This is a genomic window from Gloeocapsa sp. PCC 7428, assembly GCF_000317555.1.
GTDB lineage: Bacteria > Cyanobacteriota > Cyanobacteriia > Cyanobacteriales > Chroococcidiopsidaceae > Chroogloeocystis.
Map to the genome: position 1 here is coordinate 3,287,689 of NC_019745.1, position 15,826 is coordinate 3,303,514.

General features: G+C 42.9%; 19 protein-coding genes and 1 pseudogene. 11 read left to right on the plus strand and 9 right to left on the minus strand.

Features of this window, described 5'->3' with window-relative positions; genetic code table 11:
* Positions 1–63 precede the first annotated feature (63 nt).
* Positions 64–867: a fumarylacetoacetate hydrolase family protein gene (locus GLO7428_RS14420; RefSeq protein WP_015189301.1), complete on the plus strand. Its 804-nt coding sequence runs from the start codon at positions 64–66 to the stop codon at positions 865–867.
* On the opposite strand, the gene GLO7428_RS14425 is transcribed toward GLO7428_RS14420, so the two are convergent.
* Both GLO7428_RS14425 and GLO7428_RS14430 read right to left on the minus strand, forming a co-directional pair.
* Positions 864–1,358, minus strand: coding sequence for a Tic20 family protein (locus tag GLO7428_RS14425; protein WP_015189302.1), 495 nt, complete (start codon positions 1,356–1,358; stop codon positions 864–866). The genes GLO7428_RS14420 and GLO7428_RS14425 overlap by 4 nt on opposite strands.
* A gap of 120 nt (positions 1,359–1,478) precedes the next feature.
* Positions 1,479–1,676: a hypothetical protein gene (locus GLO7428_RS14430; protein WP_015189303.1), complete on the minus strand. Its 198-nt coding sequence runs from the start codon at positions 1,674–1,676 to the stop codon at positions 1,479–1,481.
* Between the two features lie 234 nt (positions 1,677–1,910).
* Here GLO7428_RS14430 and glyA point away from each other — a divergent pair, with 234 nt between their 5' ends.
* From glyA to GLO7428_RS14455, 6 genes are all read left to right on the plus strand, one after another.
* On the plus strand, positions 1,911–3,194 hold the full coding sequence (glyA, locus tag GLO7428_RS14435) for a serine hydroxymethyltransferase (RefSeq protein WP_015189304.1): 1,284 nt from the start codon (positions 1,911–1,913) through the stop codon (positions 3,192–3,194).
* Positions 3,195–3,386: 192 nt separating this feature from the next.
* Complete coding sequence (locus tag GLO7428_RS14440; RefSeq protein ID WP_015189305.1) at positions 3,387–4,430, plus strand: glycosyltransferase family 4 protein; 1,044 nt, start codon at positions 3,387–3,389, stop codon at positions 4,428–4,430.
* Positions 4,431–4,500: 70 nt separating this feature from the next.
* Complete coding sequence (locus tag GLO7428_RS14445; protein WP_015189306.1) at positions 4,501–5,757, plus strand: competence/damage-inducible protein A; 1,257 nt, start codon at positions 4,501–4,503, stop codon at positions 5,755–5,757.
* A 279-nt stretch (positions 5,758–6,036) separates the two neighbouring features.
* On the plus strand, positions 6,037–6,171 hold the full coding sequence (locus GLO7428_RS29495) for a hypothetical protein (RefSeq protein ID WP_015189307.1): 135 nt from the start codon (positions 6,037–6,039) through the stop codon (positions 6,169–6,171).
* 23 nt (positions 6,172–6,194) lie between these two features.
* Positions 6,195–6,632, plus strand: coding sequence for a type II 3-dehydroquinate dehydratase (aroQ, locus tag GLO7428_RS14450; protein WP_015189308.1), 438 nt, complete (start codon positions 6,195–6,197; stop codon positions 6,630–6,632).
* Between the two features lie 3 nt (positions 6,633–6,635).
* On the plus strand, positions 6,636–7,499 hold the full coding sequence (locus GLO7428_RS14455) for an ADP-ribosylglycohydrolase family protein (RefSeq protein ID WP_015189309.1): 864 nt from the start codon (positions 6,636–6,638) through the stop codon (positions 7,497–7,499).
* Here GLO7428_RS14455 and GLO7428_RS14460 read toward each other — a convergent pair.
* Together GLO7428_RS14460 and GLO7428_RS14465 are read right to left on the minus strand one after the other, a co-directional pair.
* On the minus strand, positions 7,496–8,260 hold the full coding sequence (locus GLO7428_RS14460) for a carbohydrate ABC transporter permease (RefSeq protein ID WP_369792532.1): 765 nt from the start codon (positions 8,258–8,260) through the stop codon (positions 7,496–7,498). The genes GLO7428_RS14455 and GLO7428_RS14460 overlap by 4 nt on opposite strands.
* Before the next feature lie 549 nt (positions 8,261–8,809).
* Positions 8,810–9,376 (minus strand): 5-formyltetrahydrofolate cyclo-ligase, encoded by a 567-nt coding sequence (locus GLO7428_RS14465; RefSeq protein ID WP_015189311.1) that lies wholly within the window; start codon positions 9,374–9,376, stop codon positions 8,810–8,812.
* A 448-nt stretch (positions 9,377–9,824) separates the two neighbouring features.
* On the opposite strand from GLO7428_RS14465, the pseudogene GLO7428_RS29745 reads away from it, so the two are divergent.
* The 3 genes and pseudogenes from GLO7428_RS29745 to GLO7428_RS14485 all read left to right on the plus strand — a co-directional run.
* Positions 9,825–9,872 (plus strand): annotated as a pseudogene (locus GLO7428_RS29745) (hypothetical protein); the annotation flags it as partial.
* Positions 9,873–10,440: 568 nt separating this feature from the next.
* Complete coding sequence (locus GLO7428_RS14480) at positions 10,441–11,271, plus strand: ABC transporter ATP-binding protein (RefSeq protein WP_015189312.1); 831 nt, start codon at positions 10,441–10,443, stop codon at positions 11,269–11,271.
* Between the two features lie 11 nt (positions 11,272–11,282).
* Positions 11,283–12,062 carry an ABC transporter permease gene (locus GLO7428_RS14485; RefSeq protein ID WP_015189313.1) on the plus strand — a complete coding sequence of 260 codons (780 nt, stop codon included), beginning with the start codon at positions 11,283–11,285 and terminating at the stop codon, positions 12,060–12,062.
* Positions 12,063–12,078: 16 nt separating this feature from the next.
* On the opposite strand, the gene GLO7428_RS27910 is transcribed toward GLO7428_RS14485, so the two are convergent.
* The gene (locus GLO7428_RS27910; protein ID WP_015189314.1) at positions 12,079–12,234 is read right to left on the minus strand and encodes a hypothetical protein; all 156 of its coding nucleotides are present in this window, start codon (positions 12,232–12,234) and stop codon (positions 12,079–12,081) included.
* A 181-nt stretch (positions 12,235–12,415) separates the two neighbouring features.
* On the opposite strand from GLO7428_RS27910, the gene GLO7428_RS14490 reads away from it, so the two are divergent.
* Positions 12,416–13,366 (plus strand): DMT family transporter, encoded by a 951-nt coding sequence (locus tag GLO7428_RS14490; RefSeq protein WP_015189315.1) that lies wholly within the window; start codon positions 12,416–12,418, stop codon positions 13,364–13,366.
* Between the two features lie 112 nt (positions 13,367–13,478).
* On the opposite strand, the gene GLO7428_RS14495 is transcribed toward GLO7428_RS14490, so the two are convergent.
* From GLO7428_RS14495 to GLO7428_RS14510, 4 genes are all read right to left on the minus strand, one after another.
* Positions 13,479–14,207, minus strand: coding sequence for a DUF72 domain-containing protein (locus GLO7428_RS14495; protein ID WP_015189316.1), 729 nt, complete (start codon positions 14,205–14,207; stop codon positions 13,479–13,481).
* Positions 14,200–14,589: a DoxX family protein gene (locus tag GLO7428_RS14500; protein ID WP_015189317.1), complete on the minus strand. Its 390-nt coding sequence runs from the start codon at positions 14,587–14,589 to the stop codon at positions 14,200–14,202. Before GLO7428_RS14500 ends, GLO7428_RS14495 begins: the two co-directional genes overlap by 8 nt.
* A gap of 3 nt (positions 14,590–14,592) precedes the next feature.
* Positions 14,593–15,198: a hypothetical protein gene (locus tag GLO7428_RS14505; protein ID WP_015189318.1), complete on the minus strand. Its 606-nt coding sequence runs from the start codon at positions 15,196–15,198 to the stop codon at positions 14,593–14,595.
* 137 nt (positions 15,199–15,335) lie between these two features.
* Positions 15,336–15,617, minus strand: a complete 282-nt coding sequence (locus GLO7428_RS14510; RefSeq protein WP_196797373.1) for an NUDIX hydrolase — start codon at positions 15,615–15,617, stop codon at positions 15,336–15,338.
* Between the last annotated feature and the right edge of the window lie 209 nt (positions 15,618–15,826).

Genomic DNA, 15,826 nt, shown 5'->3' on the forward strand with positions numbered 1-15,826 from the left:
ATCAATTGATCGCAGCCTGTCTTTGGCAGCAGTTAAGCTCAAAACCTAGATTAACAGCACTTTATGGCGCAGCGCTACGTCCGAGTTCAAAATCAAGAGGGACGGATTTACTACGGGTTGCTCAAACCAAGCCAAAGCGTTCAGGTCCTTGATGCTCCACCGTGGTTGCAAGGTCAGCCTACGGATTTGCATTTAGAACCAGATCGCTATCAAATTCTAGCTCCGTGTGCTCCCTCTAAAATTGTTGCAGTTGGGAAAAACTATGCCGACCATGCGGCAGAAATGGGGACAGACGTACCCAGAGAACCATTACTATTTCTCAAACCTTCAACCGCAATTATTCCGACTGGCGGCGAAATCATTTATCCTGCGCAAGCGCAGCGCGTAGACTACGAAGGCGAATTAGCCTTAATTATCGGCGATCGCACTTTTAGCTGCACGCCGACGCAAGCGCAAAACAAAATTTGGGGCTACACGATTGCGAATGATGTAACAGCGCGCGATCTCCAGCAACGCGACGGTCAATGGACGCGTGCCAAAGGATTTGATACGTTCTGCCCCTTGGGTCCTTGGATAGTCCGAGAACTTAGCCCTGGAGCGCGGTTACAGACGTTTATCAACGAACAAGCACCTGTACAATCAGCAAGTGTCGATCAGATGGTGTTTCCTCCAGATGTTCTGGTGTCCTATATTAGTCAAATTATGACTCTCTTGCCTGGCGATGTTATCCTCACAGGAACACCTGTTGGTGTAGGACCGTTACACTTAGGGGATTTTGTTGTCGTCGAAATTGAGGGGATTGGTCGATTGGAAAATACCGTAATCTCTCGAGAATACACCGTCGTGCAACCATTCGAGAAAGCTTAACGGACTTGCATATACACCGCGTCCGATATTGCCGGAATTTCAGCATAACGACCAAGCAAAGACTGGATCACCGCGTAAGCAGCGGCGATAAATACGCCTAGAAAAATAGTGTTGACGATTGTAGCGATCGCAAAAGTCGCGCCTGGAATTGGTGCTAATATCTGCACTAAAATACTGCACAAAAATAACGCGATTGTGATTAAGATTGCCTGCATCGTGTTGAAGCGGATAAAGTGGCTCACCCGTTCGTTTCTCACCACGAGTAAGAATAAGACAAAGAAAATAATGAGTCCGACAAACGGTATGCCAAAGTAAATTTGTACTAGAGGTAATAAAGGCACTAAAACGACTCTGAGTGCAGGGAATTCACCAAAGATTGTATTTTGGATTCCGACACGCAGCAACAGCCCCACAACATCGACTAGCGGTAACAAATAAGCAAGGCTCGCAAAAATTCTGTCCCAAACCGTCGTTGACCCGCGCCAAGCCATTACTTTCCTCCCAATTTTTTTGCTTTCCCTAAGCTACAGGATAACGCAGGTCTATTGTTCTCTTGAAATTACTGAGATCAATTTCCTTGAATTAGAGTATTTATATACGCGATTGACAGGTTATTCAATGTTAGCAATCCGAAAGCCCATCATACACTGATACTGGTCTGGCTGGCTTGCTGCTATTTTGTGCAGCGCTTGACCGCAGCGGAGTTGACCTTGACGCCAGCGGGGTTGACCGCTTTGATCCGCCAGCAAACAGCTTTGACAAACCTGATGTGGGGCAAGGATTTGATCTTCTATCAAAACCACTAACATCCACTGCCTCCTAGAGAACCCCTAATTGACTTAATTCCATTTTATGGTAAGTAACTAGAAATACTGTAAGAATGCATACACAGCTTAATATACTGATCGTTCATGAAAGGCAGAGAACGCGATCGCACGTGAAAAACGAACCGCACAAGTGCGATCGACGCTAAAATTAGCTAGCAAAATCTATTGATGATGTCATAAACAACAGTTCTCAATTATTTTTAGGGATATCAGCAAGTGACTCGTAATAACTTAGACTTTCTCGCCCAAACAGATCCCGCTGTTGCAGATTTAATTAACTCAGAACTTCAGCGCCAACGCGATCATCTAGAGTTAATTGCTAGCGAAAACTTTACTTCCGCAGCAGTTTTAGCCGCGCAAGGCTCTGTACTCACCAACAAATACGCCGAAGGCTTACCAGGAAAGCGTTATTACGGTGGTTGCGAGTACATCGATGGTGTTGAACAACTCGCAATTGACCGCGCTAAGCAACTTTTTGGTGCAGCCCATGCTAACGTCCAACCGCATTCTGGAGCACAAGCAAATTTTGCCGTATTTCTAACGCTGCTCGAACCTGGAGACACGATCATGGGAATGGATTTATCTCATGGCGGACATTTGACGCATGGTTCGCCCGTGAATGTCTCTGGTAAGTGGTTTAAAGTTTGCCATTACGGTGTTAGTCAAGAAACCGAGCAACTCGATTATGACCAAATCCGTGAATTAGCGCGTCAACATCGTCCTAAGTTATTAATCTGCGGCTACTCGGCGTACCCACGCATTATTGACTTCGAGAAATTTAGAAGTATTGCTGATGAAATTGGGGCTTACTTATTAGCTGATATTGCGCATATTGCTGGTTTAATTGCAAGCGGCTTACATCCTAACCCAATTCCCTACTGTGATGTTGTTACCACCACTACACACAAAACGCTGCGTGGTCCTCGCGGTGGATTGATTCTTACCCGCGATGCAGAATTAGGCAAAAAGTTAGATAAATCAGTGTTTCCTGGTAGTCAAGGAGGTCCTTTAGAACACGTCATTGCAGGGAAAGCCGTTGCTTTTGGCGAAGCACTCAAACCAGAGTTTAAAACTTATAGCGCCCAAGTTATTGAAAATGCCCGCGCTTTGGCGACACAGTTACAAGCAAGAGGTTTTAAGATTGTTTCAGATGGTACCGATAATCACTTGATGCTTGTTGATTTGCGCAGTATTGGCATGACAGGTAAGCAGGCAGATCAGTTAGTGAGTGGCGTAAATATTACTGCGAATAAAAATACAGTTCCCTTTGATCCAGAATCACCCTTTGTGACGAGTGGTTTACGCCTTGGATCGCCAGCAATGACAACACGCGGTATGGGAACTGCGGAGTTTACCGAAATTGGAAACATTATCGCCGATCGCCTGCTGCGTCCAGAAGATGAAAGCATCGCGCAAGCTTGTCGTCAACGCGTAGCAGATTTATGCGATCGCTTCCCACTCTATCCACATCTCAATATTCCAGTACCAGCGTTAGCTTAATTAAGCGATCAGGTACAGGGGGTAGCAAAGTAGAGGGAGTTGGGTAGCGGGTAATAAAGAACAATAAAAATTAAATCTCTCCCACACTCCCCACACCCCTTTTTGACTTTTGTGTGTTGAATGTAGATATAAATTGTGCAAATGCGGGTAAACTTTGGCTGAGACGTTGCTTTAGTGACTGAGTAACTACCGATGCCTATTCAGCTATACCATCTGATCGCCTTTTTTGTCTCTGCCTTCGTCGTCCTCTGGACAACTCCAGTTGTTAAAACCATTGGCATCAAAAGTGGACGCGTCGATCAACCTAACGAGCGTAAAGTGCATCAACGTCCTATGGTACGCCTAGGAGGAGTTGCGATTTTTACGGGGACGATTGTAGCTTTATTACTAGTTTGGTCGCTTGGGGGCTTTGGCATCTTACCACCAACCAAAGAGTGGGAAGTGTGGGGTGTCACGCTTGGCGGAATTGCCTTTTTCTTGATTGGTTTAGCCGATGACTTGTTGAGTCTATCTCCGTTCTTGCGGCTTCTTATCCAAGTTATTGTTGCAGGGATTGTTTGGCAGATGGGCGTACATATTGATTTTTTGAGCATTCCTTTTGTCGGACTAATTCAACTCGGTTGGCTAAGTTTGCCTTTCACGGTAATTTGGTTAGTCGGGATGGCAAATGCCATTAATTGGATTGATGGTCTTGATGGCTTAGCGGCTGGAGTTTCAGGAATTGCTGCTACCGTCATGCTATTTGTCGCCCTATCGATGCAACAACCAGCAGCAGCTTTGATTGCAGCGGCGCTGGCTGGTGGGACATTAGGGTTTCTTCGTTACAACTTTAATCCTGCTCAAATCTTTATGGGAGATGGCGGGGCTTATTTTATCGGCTTCACTTTGGCTGGTGTCGGCATTATTGGACTTGTAAAGACTGCGGCGGTGACGGCGGTGCTGCTACCTTATTTGATTTTAGCAGTACCGATTGTTGATATGTCTGCGGTTATTCTGGCACGCCTGCGGCAAGGAAAATCGCCTTTTAGTGCAGATAAACGCCATTTGCATCACCGGCTATTACGCGCTGGGCTGTCGCATCGATTTGCTGTTTTATTCATTTACTCGTTGACGTTATGGGTGGGGACATTGGCACTCGCTTTTGCTGGGATACCGAGTGGTATTGCTTATGCGTGTGCGGGAACCTCGCTTTTGAGTTACACCAGCTGGCAAGTTTGGAAGCACGCTCGGTCATGAGTAGAAACTGTAGACTGTAAAAACTTATTCATAGCTAATAGCTAAACGCTAATGGCTAAAAGCTTATACTATGACTGCTGAAATTATTTGTGTTGGCACCGAGTTACTCCTGGGCAATATTTTGAACAAAAATGCCCAGTACTTAGCACAGCAACTCGCAAATCTAGGAATTCCCCACTACTATCAAACAGTTGTGGGAGATAACGTAGCGCGGCTCAAGCAAGTCATTGAAGTTGCGATCGCGCGCTCAAAGATCCTCATTTTCACGGGCGGGCTTGGTCCAACACCTGATGATTTGACAACCGAAACTCTCGCCGATTTTTTTGGTGTCCCTTTAGTAGAAAATCCAGAAATTCTAGAAGACATTGCCCGAAAATATGCGATTCGCGGTCGAGTAATGACACCGAGTAACCGCAAGCAAGCGTTGATTCCGCAAGGAGCCACCGTTTTGCCGAATCCGGCTGGTACAGCACCAGGAATCGTTTGGTCCCCAACTTCTAATTTGCATATCTTAACTTTCCCTGGTGTGCCATCAGAAATGCAGCGTATGTGGCAAGAAACTGCCGTACCGTATCTCAAAACCTTAGGATTTGGTCAAGAAATTATCTTTAGTCGCACCTTAAAGTTTTGGGGAATCGCGGAGTCAGCTTTAGCAGAAAAAGTATCAGCATTTCTTAACTTACCGAATCCAACAGTTGCTCCCTATGCTAGCCGTGGCGAAGTGAAATTACGCATCTCTGCTAAAGCAACTTCACTCGCCGCTGCGGAAGAATTGATCGCACCGATCGCACAGCAACTACAAACGATTGGTGGGTTAAATTATTACGGTCAAGATGATGACTCGTTAGCCTCTGTGGTCGGGCAATTATTGCAACAAGCAAATGCGACGCTTAGTGTTGCTGAATCTTGTACAGGTGGCGGATTGGGACAAATGTTGACCGATGTTTCTGGAAGTTCGCGCTATTTTATGGGCGGAGTTATTTCCTATGACAACCAAGTTAAAGTGTCGTTGTTAGGTGTCGATCCACAAGCTTTAATTCAAGAAGGAGCCGTCAGTTCAACAGTCGCCGCCCAAATGGCACAAGGAGTGCGATCGCATTTGGGAACAACTTGGGGATTAAGCATTACTGGTATCGCTGGACCTGATGGCGGTAGTCTTACTAAGCCCGTAGGTTTAGTCTATATTGGGTTAGCTCAAGCAAACGGCACAGTGCAAACTTTTGAACATCGCTACGGTCAAGACCGATCGCGATCCTTAATTCGCCACTTGAGTGCTTGTACCGCGCTCGACGCTTTACGCCGTAAGCTACTTGACAGTCAATTTTAGGAAAGTGTAACTAGCGCTACTAATGAAGAAAAAGTTAAGAATCGCCACGTACCACAAATTTGCACAGCTTGCCATTATAATTAAAATCTCTATGCTGAATATTCGGAGTGCTTGGCAATTTAAACCGGATATCTGTCTGTAGTGTCATGAGTCTAGTTTCAGCTGATATGATAAGTTTAATAATAAGTAACACTTACAAACTTAAAACTTAAGTATAGGCATCATTTCATATAAGTCAGCGAAACAACACCAGGTCGTATTTTAGGAGCACTCGAGTCAATGGACTACTTAGAAAAAGTACTGGAAAAGTTAAAGGAATGGGCGCGACGGCTAATAGAAACTTTGTTAGGTCCAGAAGCTGAACCAGAACCCGAACCAATTCCTATTCCAGTTGACGATCGCCGCCGCTATTAGTAGTCCATCGTGAGTCGTCGCCATTGCACAGTATTCTTGTACTACACGGACCAAACCTCAATCTTTTAGGGCAACGCGAACCGGAGGTCTATGGCTCTACTACGCTAGAAGATATTAATGACCTCTTGAAGAAAGAAGCAAAAAGCCTAGGTGTAGTTGTGGCAGCGCTGCAATCAAATCATGAAGGCAGTTTGATCGATGCAATTCACGCGGCTAGAGAAAAACACCAAGGAATACTAATTAACGCTGGTGCGTATACACACACGAGTGTGGCAATACGGGATGCGATCGCTGCTGTTAAGTTACCAACGGTAGAAGTTCATCTTAGTAACATCTACCAACGCGAAGCTTTTCGCCACCATTCTTACATTGCACCAGTTGTATTAGGGCAAATTAGTGGTTTTGGTGCTGAGAGTTATCGCTTGGGGTTGCAAGCATTAGTTCATTACCTGAGTGGCTGATGAATGCGTTACTCACTCGGTAGTCGATTTCGCGGTACTCTGCTAGGCGCAGCGATTGGAGGAATGCTAACACAAGCAACTTCTAGTAAAGACGCACAAATAAAAGCAGCAGATTTTACGTGGGAACGTCTAGCAACTGAAGTTGCGCAAAGCTTGATTCGACAGGGAAATTTATCTTACCCCGCAAACCAAAGTAAAACAAGTCACTCGGTCAAAGTTATTATCGCAACGTTGCCGATCGCGCTTTTTTATCACGAAAACGAAACTCGATTGCAAGCTCATTTGCAGCAATTTGTTGCATGGCAAAACGACCCAGAAATAATCGCGGGAGTTCTAGCGGTTGGTTATGCGATCGCATCGTCTTTAAGAGAAATGCCACCAGCCAACTTGATGGGGCGAGTAATTCAGTTCATCGCAGCACCTCAATTACAACTGACTCAACAGCTTGTACAGGTACAAAGTTTATTAAAACATCAAGCAAGCTTAGCAAAGGCGATCGCGGTTTTGGGAGAAGCTCAACCAACTAGCGCGATCGCTTTAGCACTTTACTGTTATTTAAGTACTCCAGAAGACTTTTCACTGTCACTCAGGCGTGCTGCGCATCTTAGTCAGCGATCGCCCGCTATCAGTTCGATTGTCGGTGCTTTATCAGGAGTATACAACGGTACCACTAGTATTCCGCTCCCTTGGCGGCTAGCATTAGCGCGCGATCGTCAATTTCTTGCATTATGGGGTATGCAAAGCGAAGCCGAATTGTTACGGCTATGTGATACGTTGGTCGCAGCGTGGTCAGGAGCTTACAATACAACTATTGATGACTCTCTACCAACGGCGATCGCGGCTCCGCAAGTTATTCGTCCGCGTTAACCCTTGACACCACTAGCTGTTTCAGTTGGCACGATGTAGCGCTGTAATAGTAAGAATACCAGAATCACAGGCGCAATTGAGATGACAGAACCTGCGGCAATTAATCGCCAATCGAGTGAAAACGTCCCTGCTAGCGTTGCTACCCCTAAAGGTAAAGTATAAAATTCTGGTCGATCAATGACAATCAAAGGCCACAAAAAGTCACTCCAAGAACCAATAAACACAAAAATAGCTAACGTTACTAATGCTGGACGAATTGCGGGTAGCATCACAAACCACCATAACCCTAATTCCGAACAGCCATCAATTCTTGCCGCCTCTTCCATTTCTTTGGGAACGCCTTGAAAAGCTTGTCGCAAAAGAAAAATACCAAACGCCGAAGCCAGCGCCGGAAAAATGATTCCTAAATAGCTGTTGCGCATCCCCAACTGAACGGTCAGAATATACAAGGGAATCATCACAATCTGAAAAGGAATCATAATTGTCGCGACAATTGCTGTGAAAATCCAGTCTCTCCCACGAAAGTCTAGTCTTGCTAGCGGATACGCGGCTAATGCACAGAAAAGTAAATTGAGCGTTACCGTCAGAATCGCAACGAGAGTACTGTTAAATAAATATCGTCCAAAAGGATTTGTCTGCCAAACTTGCACAAAATTCTCTACCGTCGGCTGACTCGGTAGCAACTGTGGTGGAAATTGAAATATATTTTCGCTCGACGATTTGAAGGCAGTGCTAATGAGCCAGAGTAGGGGAAACAACATAACAATCGCGATCGCCCCTAATAACCCATACAGCAACACATATCTCGCCAACGTGCGTTGATTTCGATTGAGTTGTGGTTGGGCTTTGATTTTACTCATCTGCTATTACGCAATGTCACTGATGTATGGAAATAAAAATACCACTATTTAGCCAAGGAAAGAGAAGTAGGTTCTGCATAATGTAGTTAGGAGCGCCGCACTCCTAAGTTGTTTGTCATGTCTGTTTATTGCTTTATTAAAATTTTGCTATTTCCTAAAATTCTGTTTATGTGCTGCTTAAATAAACATCAGTGTTACGGGTGCAGAGTGGCATAGTAAATAAAAAAATCTTAATTTTTGTGTTTTTTAATGTTGTCGATTACTTCTAGTCTACTGACTTAAATATTTTGAATAAAGTAATTTTTAGCTAATAAAAACTATTGACTTTGTAATAGTAATGTCATATTATAGTAATTGTATTTTTCTGACTAAATACTTGCTTAAAAGTATGTAGTTGGAGCGCAGGGGACAATAGTCCTCTGCGCTGGGCAAAGCCAAATCAAAGAAATTTCATCGCATCATTTTTAAGCCCGTTTCTGTGCAAACACCATGTAGAGGTTTATCCCAAGCTTCAGTAGGTAATTGATGTAAATAAGCAAAGTCAAACGTAATTCCAATCGTGGGCTTTGACATCCATTCAGGACAACTGAGCAAGCGATCGTAGAAACCACCACCGTAACCTAAGCGATACCCTTGAGGATCGCAAGCGATCGCCGGAATGAGAATTAAATCGACTTCGTTAACATGAATGAGTGGCGCACGCGAGACAGGTTCGGGAATGTTATAAAGTCCCGTTTGAATATCATCTCCTGGGTTCCAAGAATGCCAAATCAGCGATTTGTTGACACAGCGCGGCAAGCCCCAAGTTTTATTAATGCTAAATAACGCGTTAAGTTCTGGCTCCCGACGAAAACTGAAATAGCTAAGAACAGTTTTTGCCCGAATAAATAAGGAGGATGATTGGAGGTGAAAACAAATGCGATCGCTTTTTTCTTGCCACTCTTGCAGTGTCATAGATTGCCGCTTTTGAAGTAGCAAACGGCGTAACTCTGTTTTATTTGCAGCTTGACTAATCACTCTTATAAGTAAAAGTTGAGTTTGACAGATTGAGTTGACTTCAAAAAAGCTGAAACTACATTTAACAACAAAATCTGCATAGTCTCAGCAATGGCAACTATTGTATCTCGACTCTATACAATTGTTGCTTTGAATAAACGCGTGTAATATGAATATTCAGTCTCCAATTTTAATTTTCTAAGACATTTTGAGTACAATACCATCACTCTGCGAACCTCTGCTTAATGGTTACAAGTGAAACAGTTGATAAAGTTATCAACTTCCTTGAAAAGGATATGGAACCGTTTAACGGTGCTAAAGCATGGGTAGATCCTAAATTTAAACAACGCTGACTCTAAGACACCCCCTCGGAGATCGCCCCAATGAACTTACCGCGCGCAATGGCGGGTGCTGAGGGCGAACATATGAAAGCAGTCGAGAACCACGAAAAGTTCTAAAAGAGTTTGGGTTAGATATTCCTGAATCAACTGAAGTACGCGTATGGGATGGTTCGTGATTCCAGAACGTCCCGCAGGTACAGAAGGATGGACAGACTTTCTAAAAAAGGACACTACGAGTGGGAGGATTTTCGTCAGGAATTAATCGCCGCGATCGCCGAATGGGAAGCAAACCACTAGACGATCCAAATTGGGATTATTATCAACGCTGGCTTCTCGCTTGAGAACGCTTAGTGTTGGAAATAGATCTTATTGATACACAAGAACTAGAAACGCAGACTCAACAGCTACTTAAGCCAGGTGTTTAATTGCGATTTGGTGCGCTGTGCAAAACTTGCAACCATTAACTAATGCTGCGCCGCGATCTCTATACGACACAGGTATCAATTACGTATTAGTTTTGTTCTAGAACCACCGAGAATAAAGCTTTGCGCTCTGCCTTTCCAGAAAGAAATACAAACCTAGATGCCTTATTTTAGTGCATATCAAAAGACTGTAGTTATATATACGAAGTTTACGCCTAAATTGGTATTTAATGTTTATGCTGTATACCAATAGACACAAATTTAAAATTTTGGTCTTGAAATCATAGAAATCAACTAAAAATCAGATTAAGTTTCTCAGCTTATGCCACCTGCCAAACATATCGCAGAAACAACTGAATCAACCCATTTAGCAAATCATGCTCTTCTTGAATTTGATTGCGTTGGTTTAGAGTACGTTGTTGATAATAAGCCAAAACGAATTATTGAAGATGTTTCTTTATCAATCAACGAAGGTGAATTTGTTTCTATAGTCGGACCTAGTGGTTGTGGTAAAACATCAATCCTGAAAATGGTTTCTGGCTTAAACCCTACTTCGATTGGAGAAATAAGACTGCAAGGGAAAAAGATTACTAAACCTCTCAAAAATGTGGGGATTGCCTTTCAAAATCCAGTGTTATTACCTTGGCGAAATACATTAAAAAATGTTTTACTACCTTTAGAAGTTGTTCAACCATACAAGCGCGAGTATAAACAGCGCCTGCCAGAATACAAACGTATGGCGCAGGAACTTTTAGCAACCGTTGGCTTGCAAGACTTTCAACAACAACTCCCCTGGCAACTCTCTGGAGGAATGCGCCAGCGTGCCTCATTGTGTCGTGCTTTGATTCATCAACCAGAAATTCTTTTATTAGATGAACCTTTCGGAGCATTAGATGCCTTTACTCGCGAGGAAATGTGGGTGATGTTGCAAAATCTATGGATGCGAGTTAAGTGTGTTGGCATTCTGATTACTCACGATCTGCGCGAAGCTGTGTTTCTATCGGATACCGTTTACGTCATGAGTCCGCGCCCTAGTTCAATTATTTATCAATTAAAAATTGACTTACCTAGACCACGCACTTTAGAAATGTGTTTAACCGATGATTTTAATCATCTCTTTTCTGATATTCGCAAGCACATTCGTCGAAGCTAGGTAAACGCAATATGAGTAAACAATTTAAATTAAATCGGTTCTTTCACTCGAAGGTAGCTAGTTTTTTATTACCATTTCTGGCAACTATTCTGTTGTTGCTCGTTTGGGAACTAGGAGTTCATATTTTTCAAATTCCGCAGTTTAATTTACCTTCACCTAGTAGTATCTATCAAGCTGCTATTACATATAGTTCGCAACTGTGGACGAATGCTTGGCGAACATTAGTGACAACAACGATTGGATTTCTTTTGGCGATCGCAACTGGCGTCTTTTTGGGATTTTTAATTGGTTACTCGCGCATTGCTTACCTTACGCTTTATCCAATTTTAGTAGGTTTTAACACAATTCCTAAGGTGGCAATAGTTCCCCTCCTTGCGGTTTGGTTTGGTGCAAACGAAATTCCGGCAACACTGACGGCATTCTTATTAGCCTTCTTTCCAATCGCCGTTAACGTTGCTTTAGGATTAGATACCGTTGAGCCAGAGATGAAAGACGTGCTGCGATCGCTTGGTGCTTCACAGCTAGAAGTCTTCCAGAAAGTCGGATGGCCCCACACTCTACCATATCTATTTGCATCGCTGAAAGTCGCCGCTTCTTTTGCGTTTGTTGGTTCCGTGATTGCTGAGTCGGTAGCCTCGAATGGTGGAATGGGCTATCTCATCGTTGCTGCTAGTTCTAACTTTGATGTACCACTAGCTTTTGCCGGACTTTTGGCACTCTCTATTTTAGGAATCCTCCTCTACGGCTTTTTTGTCATCTTGGAAAAGTATGCAATTTACTGGGCGCGTTGAGTGCCGATAGCTTCAGTTATCTGTGCGTGGAACTATCATTCATCTCTGAAGGACGAAACCAAGTCATGTGGCGATAATTCGGATGAAGGTGTCCTTCGGGCTGATGTTGAAACTCAACTTCTCCTAATTGAGTATTGCGATGTTTGACAAACTGATGTAGCAAGCGATTCATCAAAAACCTCCTCTTCACACCGTTAAAACTCTGCGGCGCTGTCTAATTTTTTTCTAATTTCTGTATCCTATTTTACCATTATTGCAATTTCTTTAAATCAACTTCTGATCTTCCCCAAGACTGATTTCGCTGCATCCGGAGTGGTTCGTTACAAAACCCTGACCCCTGACCCCTCTTATTCATGCTTGGCTTTACGCTCGTTTTTCTCGGTTCTCTGTGTCTAGCTGCTCAAAACGTTCTGCTGCGGGTGGTTTTCGTCAACAGTTTTATTTTTGGGATACTGCCCTTTGGTGGATTTGTTGTTCCTAGTCTCGCTAACTCATTGTTGCTATTGCAATTGCGCGCAGTCTTTATGCTACCGTTGATAGTTTTGCTAGCACCCAAGCTTCACGCCACGACATGGATAAACTTAAAACAGTTGCTCCAACCTCAAAGCCGTCCTCTATTTATTAAAGCTTTTATTAGTAGTTTTTCTTTATTTTTATCCCTCGCACTTCTATTCATTGCCATTGCCAAGATACCTGCTGGGGTTGCTACGGTTTTATTTTTTATTCACCCAGCAATTACAGTTATCCTCGCTTGGCGAATTTTTGGCGATCGCCCAACATGGTTGCGTTGGGGAGTGCTAGTTATTGTCTTCACTGGTAGTTTTCTTGTTGTGCCGAGTTTCACCACAACAACCGATAGCGATACTTTAATTGGTATTGGCGCAGCCTTAGGAGCCGGAGTCGCTTATGCTATTCAAGGGATTCTGGCACAAATTTGTTTTCGAGCAATTCATCCTGTGCCTTTTACCGTTGTCAGTTGTACAGTTATTTTAGTGTTTTCTAGCCTCAGTTTGTTATTCGTCAATATCGAGGTAGCTGATGTTTGGTCAATTCTGGGAATTGTCAGCTTAATTGCCGCTTTACTCACACTCGCTGGACAACTGTTGTACAATTTTGGCATCCATTTAGCCGATGCTGCGATCGCCTCCATTGTGGCGATTAGTAATCCTACTTCTACCGCAATCTTAGCTTGGTTGATTATTCAGGAAGCTTTACAAGGTAAGCAAATTTTGGGAGTAGCTTTGGTAACACTTGGGGTAGGATTACTCAGTCAAGATGCACGCAAAACAAAAAATAGCGGTTAGTACGCAACACAATAAGCACAATATATAAGATAACTCTGCACCTGGTTTAAAACTCTTGAATTATGAGTTTTGAGAGAAAATTGGAATTTTTCAGACAAATAATACTTTGATTTCAGTCAGATTTTAGTAAAATGTGCAATCGCTGAGCATCACGAAGTGCATGACCATCAGGATCGTTGTTGAAGTATACATACACGTCAAATCCTTGTGCGCAGAAGGAATGGATGCGCTCAGCCCAGAAAGTTAGCTCGCGATCGCTCAAACCAATGCTTGACTGCCCACTGTGTATGCGGATATAAGTCCAAGAGGTAGTCAAACAGACATCAAGCGGAACAGTTGGACTTACAGGTAGGCAAAGTGCGACACCTGCACGTTCCAGTAGTTTGTAAACTTGTGGAATTAGCCAACTTGAATGACGGAATTCGACTGTAAATTGTTGTTGTGGGTAGGTTTGCAGTAATTCCAAAAAAGGCTGAAGACGTTCAATATTAATGTGCCAAGTATGGGGAAATTGAAATAAAATAGGACCGAGCTTTTCTTGCAATCCCGATGCACGCTCCATCAAGCGAGATAGCGGCTCATCTGGGTCTTTTAGCTTCTTCATGTGAGTGAGGTAGCGGCTCCCTTTGACAGCAAAAACAAACTTCTCTGGAGTTTGCTCGCGCCAACTTTCAAAAACTGACCGATCTGGTAACTTGTAGAAGGAAAAGTTAATTTCTACAGTTGTAAAATGTTGGGCATAAAATGATAATTGCTGGTTGCTGTTGCAATCTGGTGGGTAGAAGATACCCATCCAATGTTTGTAAACCCAACCACTAGTACCAATTTGTAGCTTAACCATCGATTTGAACACTCTCTGTTGTCAACCACCAAGCCCAAGCGACTAAGAAAACTTGAAAAGGAAATCGCAACCAAATCAGCGGCGGATCGTGCGGTAGCGCTGCAACTTCGATGTTATTAACTGCTTGATAGAGATTAGCTGGAAAAACAGCAATATAAAGTACAACTAGAAGCCATGCAGCAAAACGGCTGACACCAGGAATGAATAATCCTACTGCCGCTAAAACTTCCAAAAATCCGCTAATGTAAACTAGTGCTAAGGAATGCGGAAGGTAGTCTGGCACAATCTTCTCAAATCCGTTTGAGTGAGTAAAGTGCAAAGCACCAACTATTATCATTGCGATCGCAAGTAAGATGCGGAAGACTGGTTTGTACTTTTTCATGTTCTAAATCTGCACTTTCCAGTTAAAACTAGCTTGACATTCAGCTAAACTTTTTAACCGCAAAAACTGCTGGCGCATCATTAATAAATCTCCCCAAGGCAAAACATAGCGCATCCATGACCAAAAGCTGTTTCTAGGATAGCGAATGTGTCCTTTGAGAATCAGGCGACAAGTGTTTTTCGCTAGCGGAAAAATTACATAACTAGCGGCAATATTACCAAACATTGTTATGGCTCGTTCGTCATCCATGACTATTGTTAAATGTCGATTTTGCTCAAAATCAACAATTTTAAAAACACCCATCACTCTTTGATCAAGGGCTAAATTTTCTACGCCTGGAAGCAGTTGTTTGAGACTTGGAGGATTTGATATTGAATCTTGAACCGGAAAAATCATCTTTTCGAGGCGATCAATCCAGTCATAACTGTAAGATCCAATCTTAAGTTGGCATATCCATCGAAATAAAATCTCAGGAGATGCTTCTACATTTATGGCTCGGAAATACGCCTCGTCACTATTTTCTAAAAATTGATCGCAGGGAAACGTCATCAGCCTTTCTTCAGGCGTGGAACCCCAAGTGTATGCAATATCTCGTACATTGACTACCATTTATTATAGTTGCTATTTTCTTAACATGCTTTGAGAATTAGTACGCAACTTGCTGCGCGTGTAATTGTGCTATCCACAACCATTTGCCTAGCTGTATCTAAAGGAATATGAAGTGTTTTTATTGTTTCCGTACCTTCTTAATTTGCTTCTGTTTTTATTAGTTCTTTTGCCAAAAACAACTGTATTGAACAATTAACAATTGATGTATCTAAATCGACCACACCTAAATCAATTAATTTCGACGCTTTAATACCAATTTCCTCTTCTAGTTCGCGTGCTGCTTTTTGTTGAGGTTCATCTTCCTCGATAGCACCGCATACAACCTCTATACTCTCTTTACCAAGAGCATAGCGAAATTGTCTAGTTAGATAGACATTTCCATCGCTATCTATCGGTAAGATAGCAACACCTGGTTTCATTTTGACAGTAGCATACATCCCTGGTTGCCCATCAGGTTGTAGAACTTGGTCTTCACGAACATTTACGTAAGAATTGTGGTACTTCTCTTGGGTTTCTTTTATTGTTCAAGAACCATTTTTTTTGCGTCATAATAATCTCTCTTGCTATTGATTCATACGCAAAAAGTGATTTTTATTATCCATCACACGAGGCACAAAAGTAATTTCTA

Excerpts from the sequence above, each read along its gene's own strand:
- GLO7428_RS14510 (WP_196797373.1), bottom strand. The coding sequence starts at position 15,617 with ATGAAACCAGGTGTTGCTATCTTACCGATAGATAGCGATGGAAATGTC.
- GLO7428_RS14445 (WP_015189306.1), top strand. The coding sequence starts at position 4,501 with ATGACTGCTGAAATTATTTGTGTTGGCACCGAGTTACTCCTGGGCAAT.
- GLO7428_RS27910 (WP_015189314.1), bottom strand. The coding sequence starts at position 12,234 with ATGAATCGCTTGCTACATCAGTTTGTCAAACATCGCAATACTCAATTA.
- GLO7428_RS14495 (WP_015189316.1), bottom strand. The coding sequence starts at position 14,207 with ATGGTTAAGCTACAAATTGGTACTAGTGGTTGGGTTTACAAACATTGG.
- GLO7428_RS14485 (WP_015189313.1), top strand. The coding sequence starts at position 11,283 with ATGAGTAAACAATTTAAATTAAATCGGTTCTTTCACTCGAAGGTAGCT.
- GLO7428_RS14500 (WP_015189317.1), bottom strand. The coding sequence starts at position 14,589 with ATGAAAAAGTACAAACCAGTCTTCCGCATCTTACTTGCGATCGCAATG.
- GLO7428_RS29495 (WP_015189307.1), top strand. The coding sequence starts at position 6,037 with ATGGACTACTTAGAAAAAGTACTGGAAAAGTTAAAGGAATGGGCGCGA.
- GLO7428_RS14480 (WP_015189312.1), top strand. The coding sequence starts at position 10,441 with ATGCCACCTGCCAAACATATCGCAGAAACAACTGAATCAACCCATTTA.
- GLO7428_RS14455 (WP_015189309.1), top strand. The coding sequence starts at position 6,636 with ATGCGTTACTCACTCGGTAGTCGATTTCGCGGTACTCTGCTAGGCGCA.
- GLO7428_RS14460 (WP_369792532.1), bottom strand. The coding sequence starts at position 8,260 with ATGTTGTTTCCCCTACTCTGGCTCATTAGCACTGCCTTCAAATCGTCG.
- GLO7428_RS14490 (WP_015189315.1), top strand. The coding sequence starts at position 12,416 with ATGCTTGGCTTTACGCTCGTTTTTCTCGGTTCTCTGTGTCTAGCTGCT.
- GLO7428_RS14420 (WP_015189301.1), top strand. The coding sequence starts at position 64 with ATGGCGCAGCGCTACGTCCGAGTTCAAAATCAAGAGGGACGGATTTAC.
- GLO7428_RS14505 (WP_015189318.1), bottom strand. The coding sequence starts at position 15,198 with ATGGTAGTCAATGTACGAGATATTGCATACACTTGGGGTTCCACGCCT.
- GLO7428_RS14440 (WP_015189305.1), top strand. The coding sequence starts at position 3,387 with ATGCCTATTCAGCTATACCATCTGATCGCCTTTTTTGTCTCTGCCTTC.
- GLO7428_RS14425 (WP_015189302.1), bottom strand. The coding sequence starts at position 1,358 with ATGGCTTGGCGCGGGTCAACGACGGTTTGGGACAGAATTTTTGCGAGC.
- GLO7428_RS14430 (WP_015189303.1), bottom strand. The coding sequence starts at position 1,676 with ATGTTAGTGGTTTTGATAGAAGATCAAATCCTTGCCCCACATCAGGTT.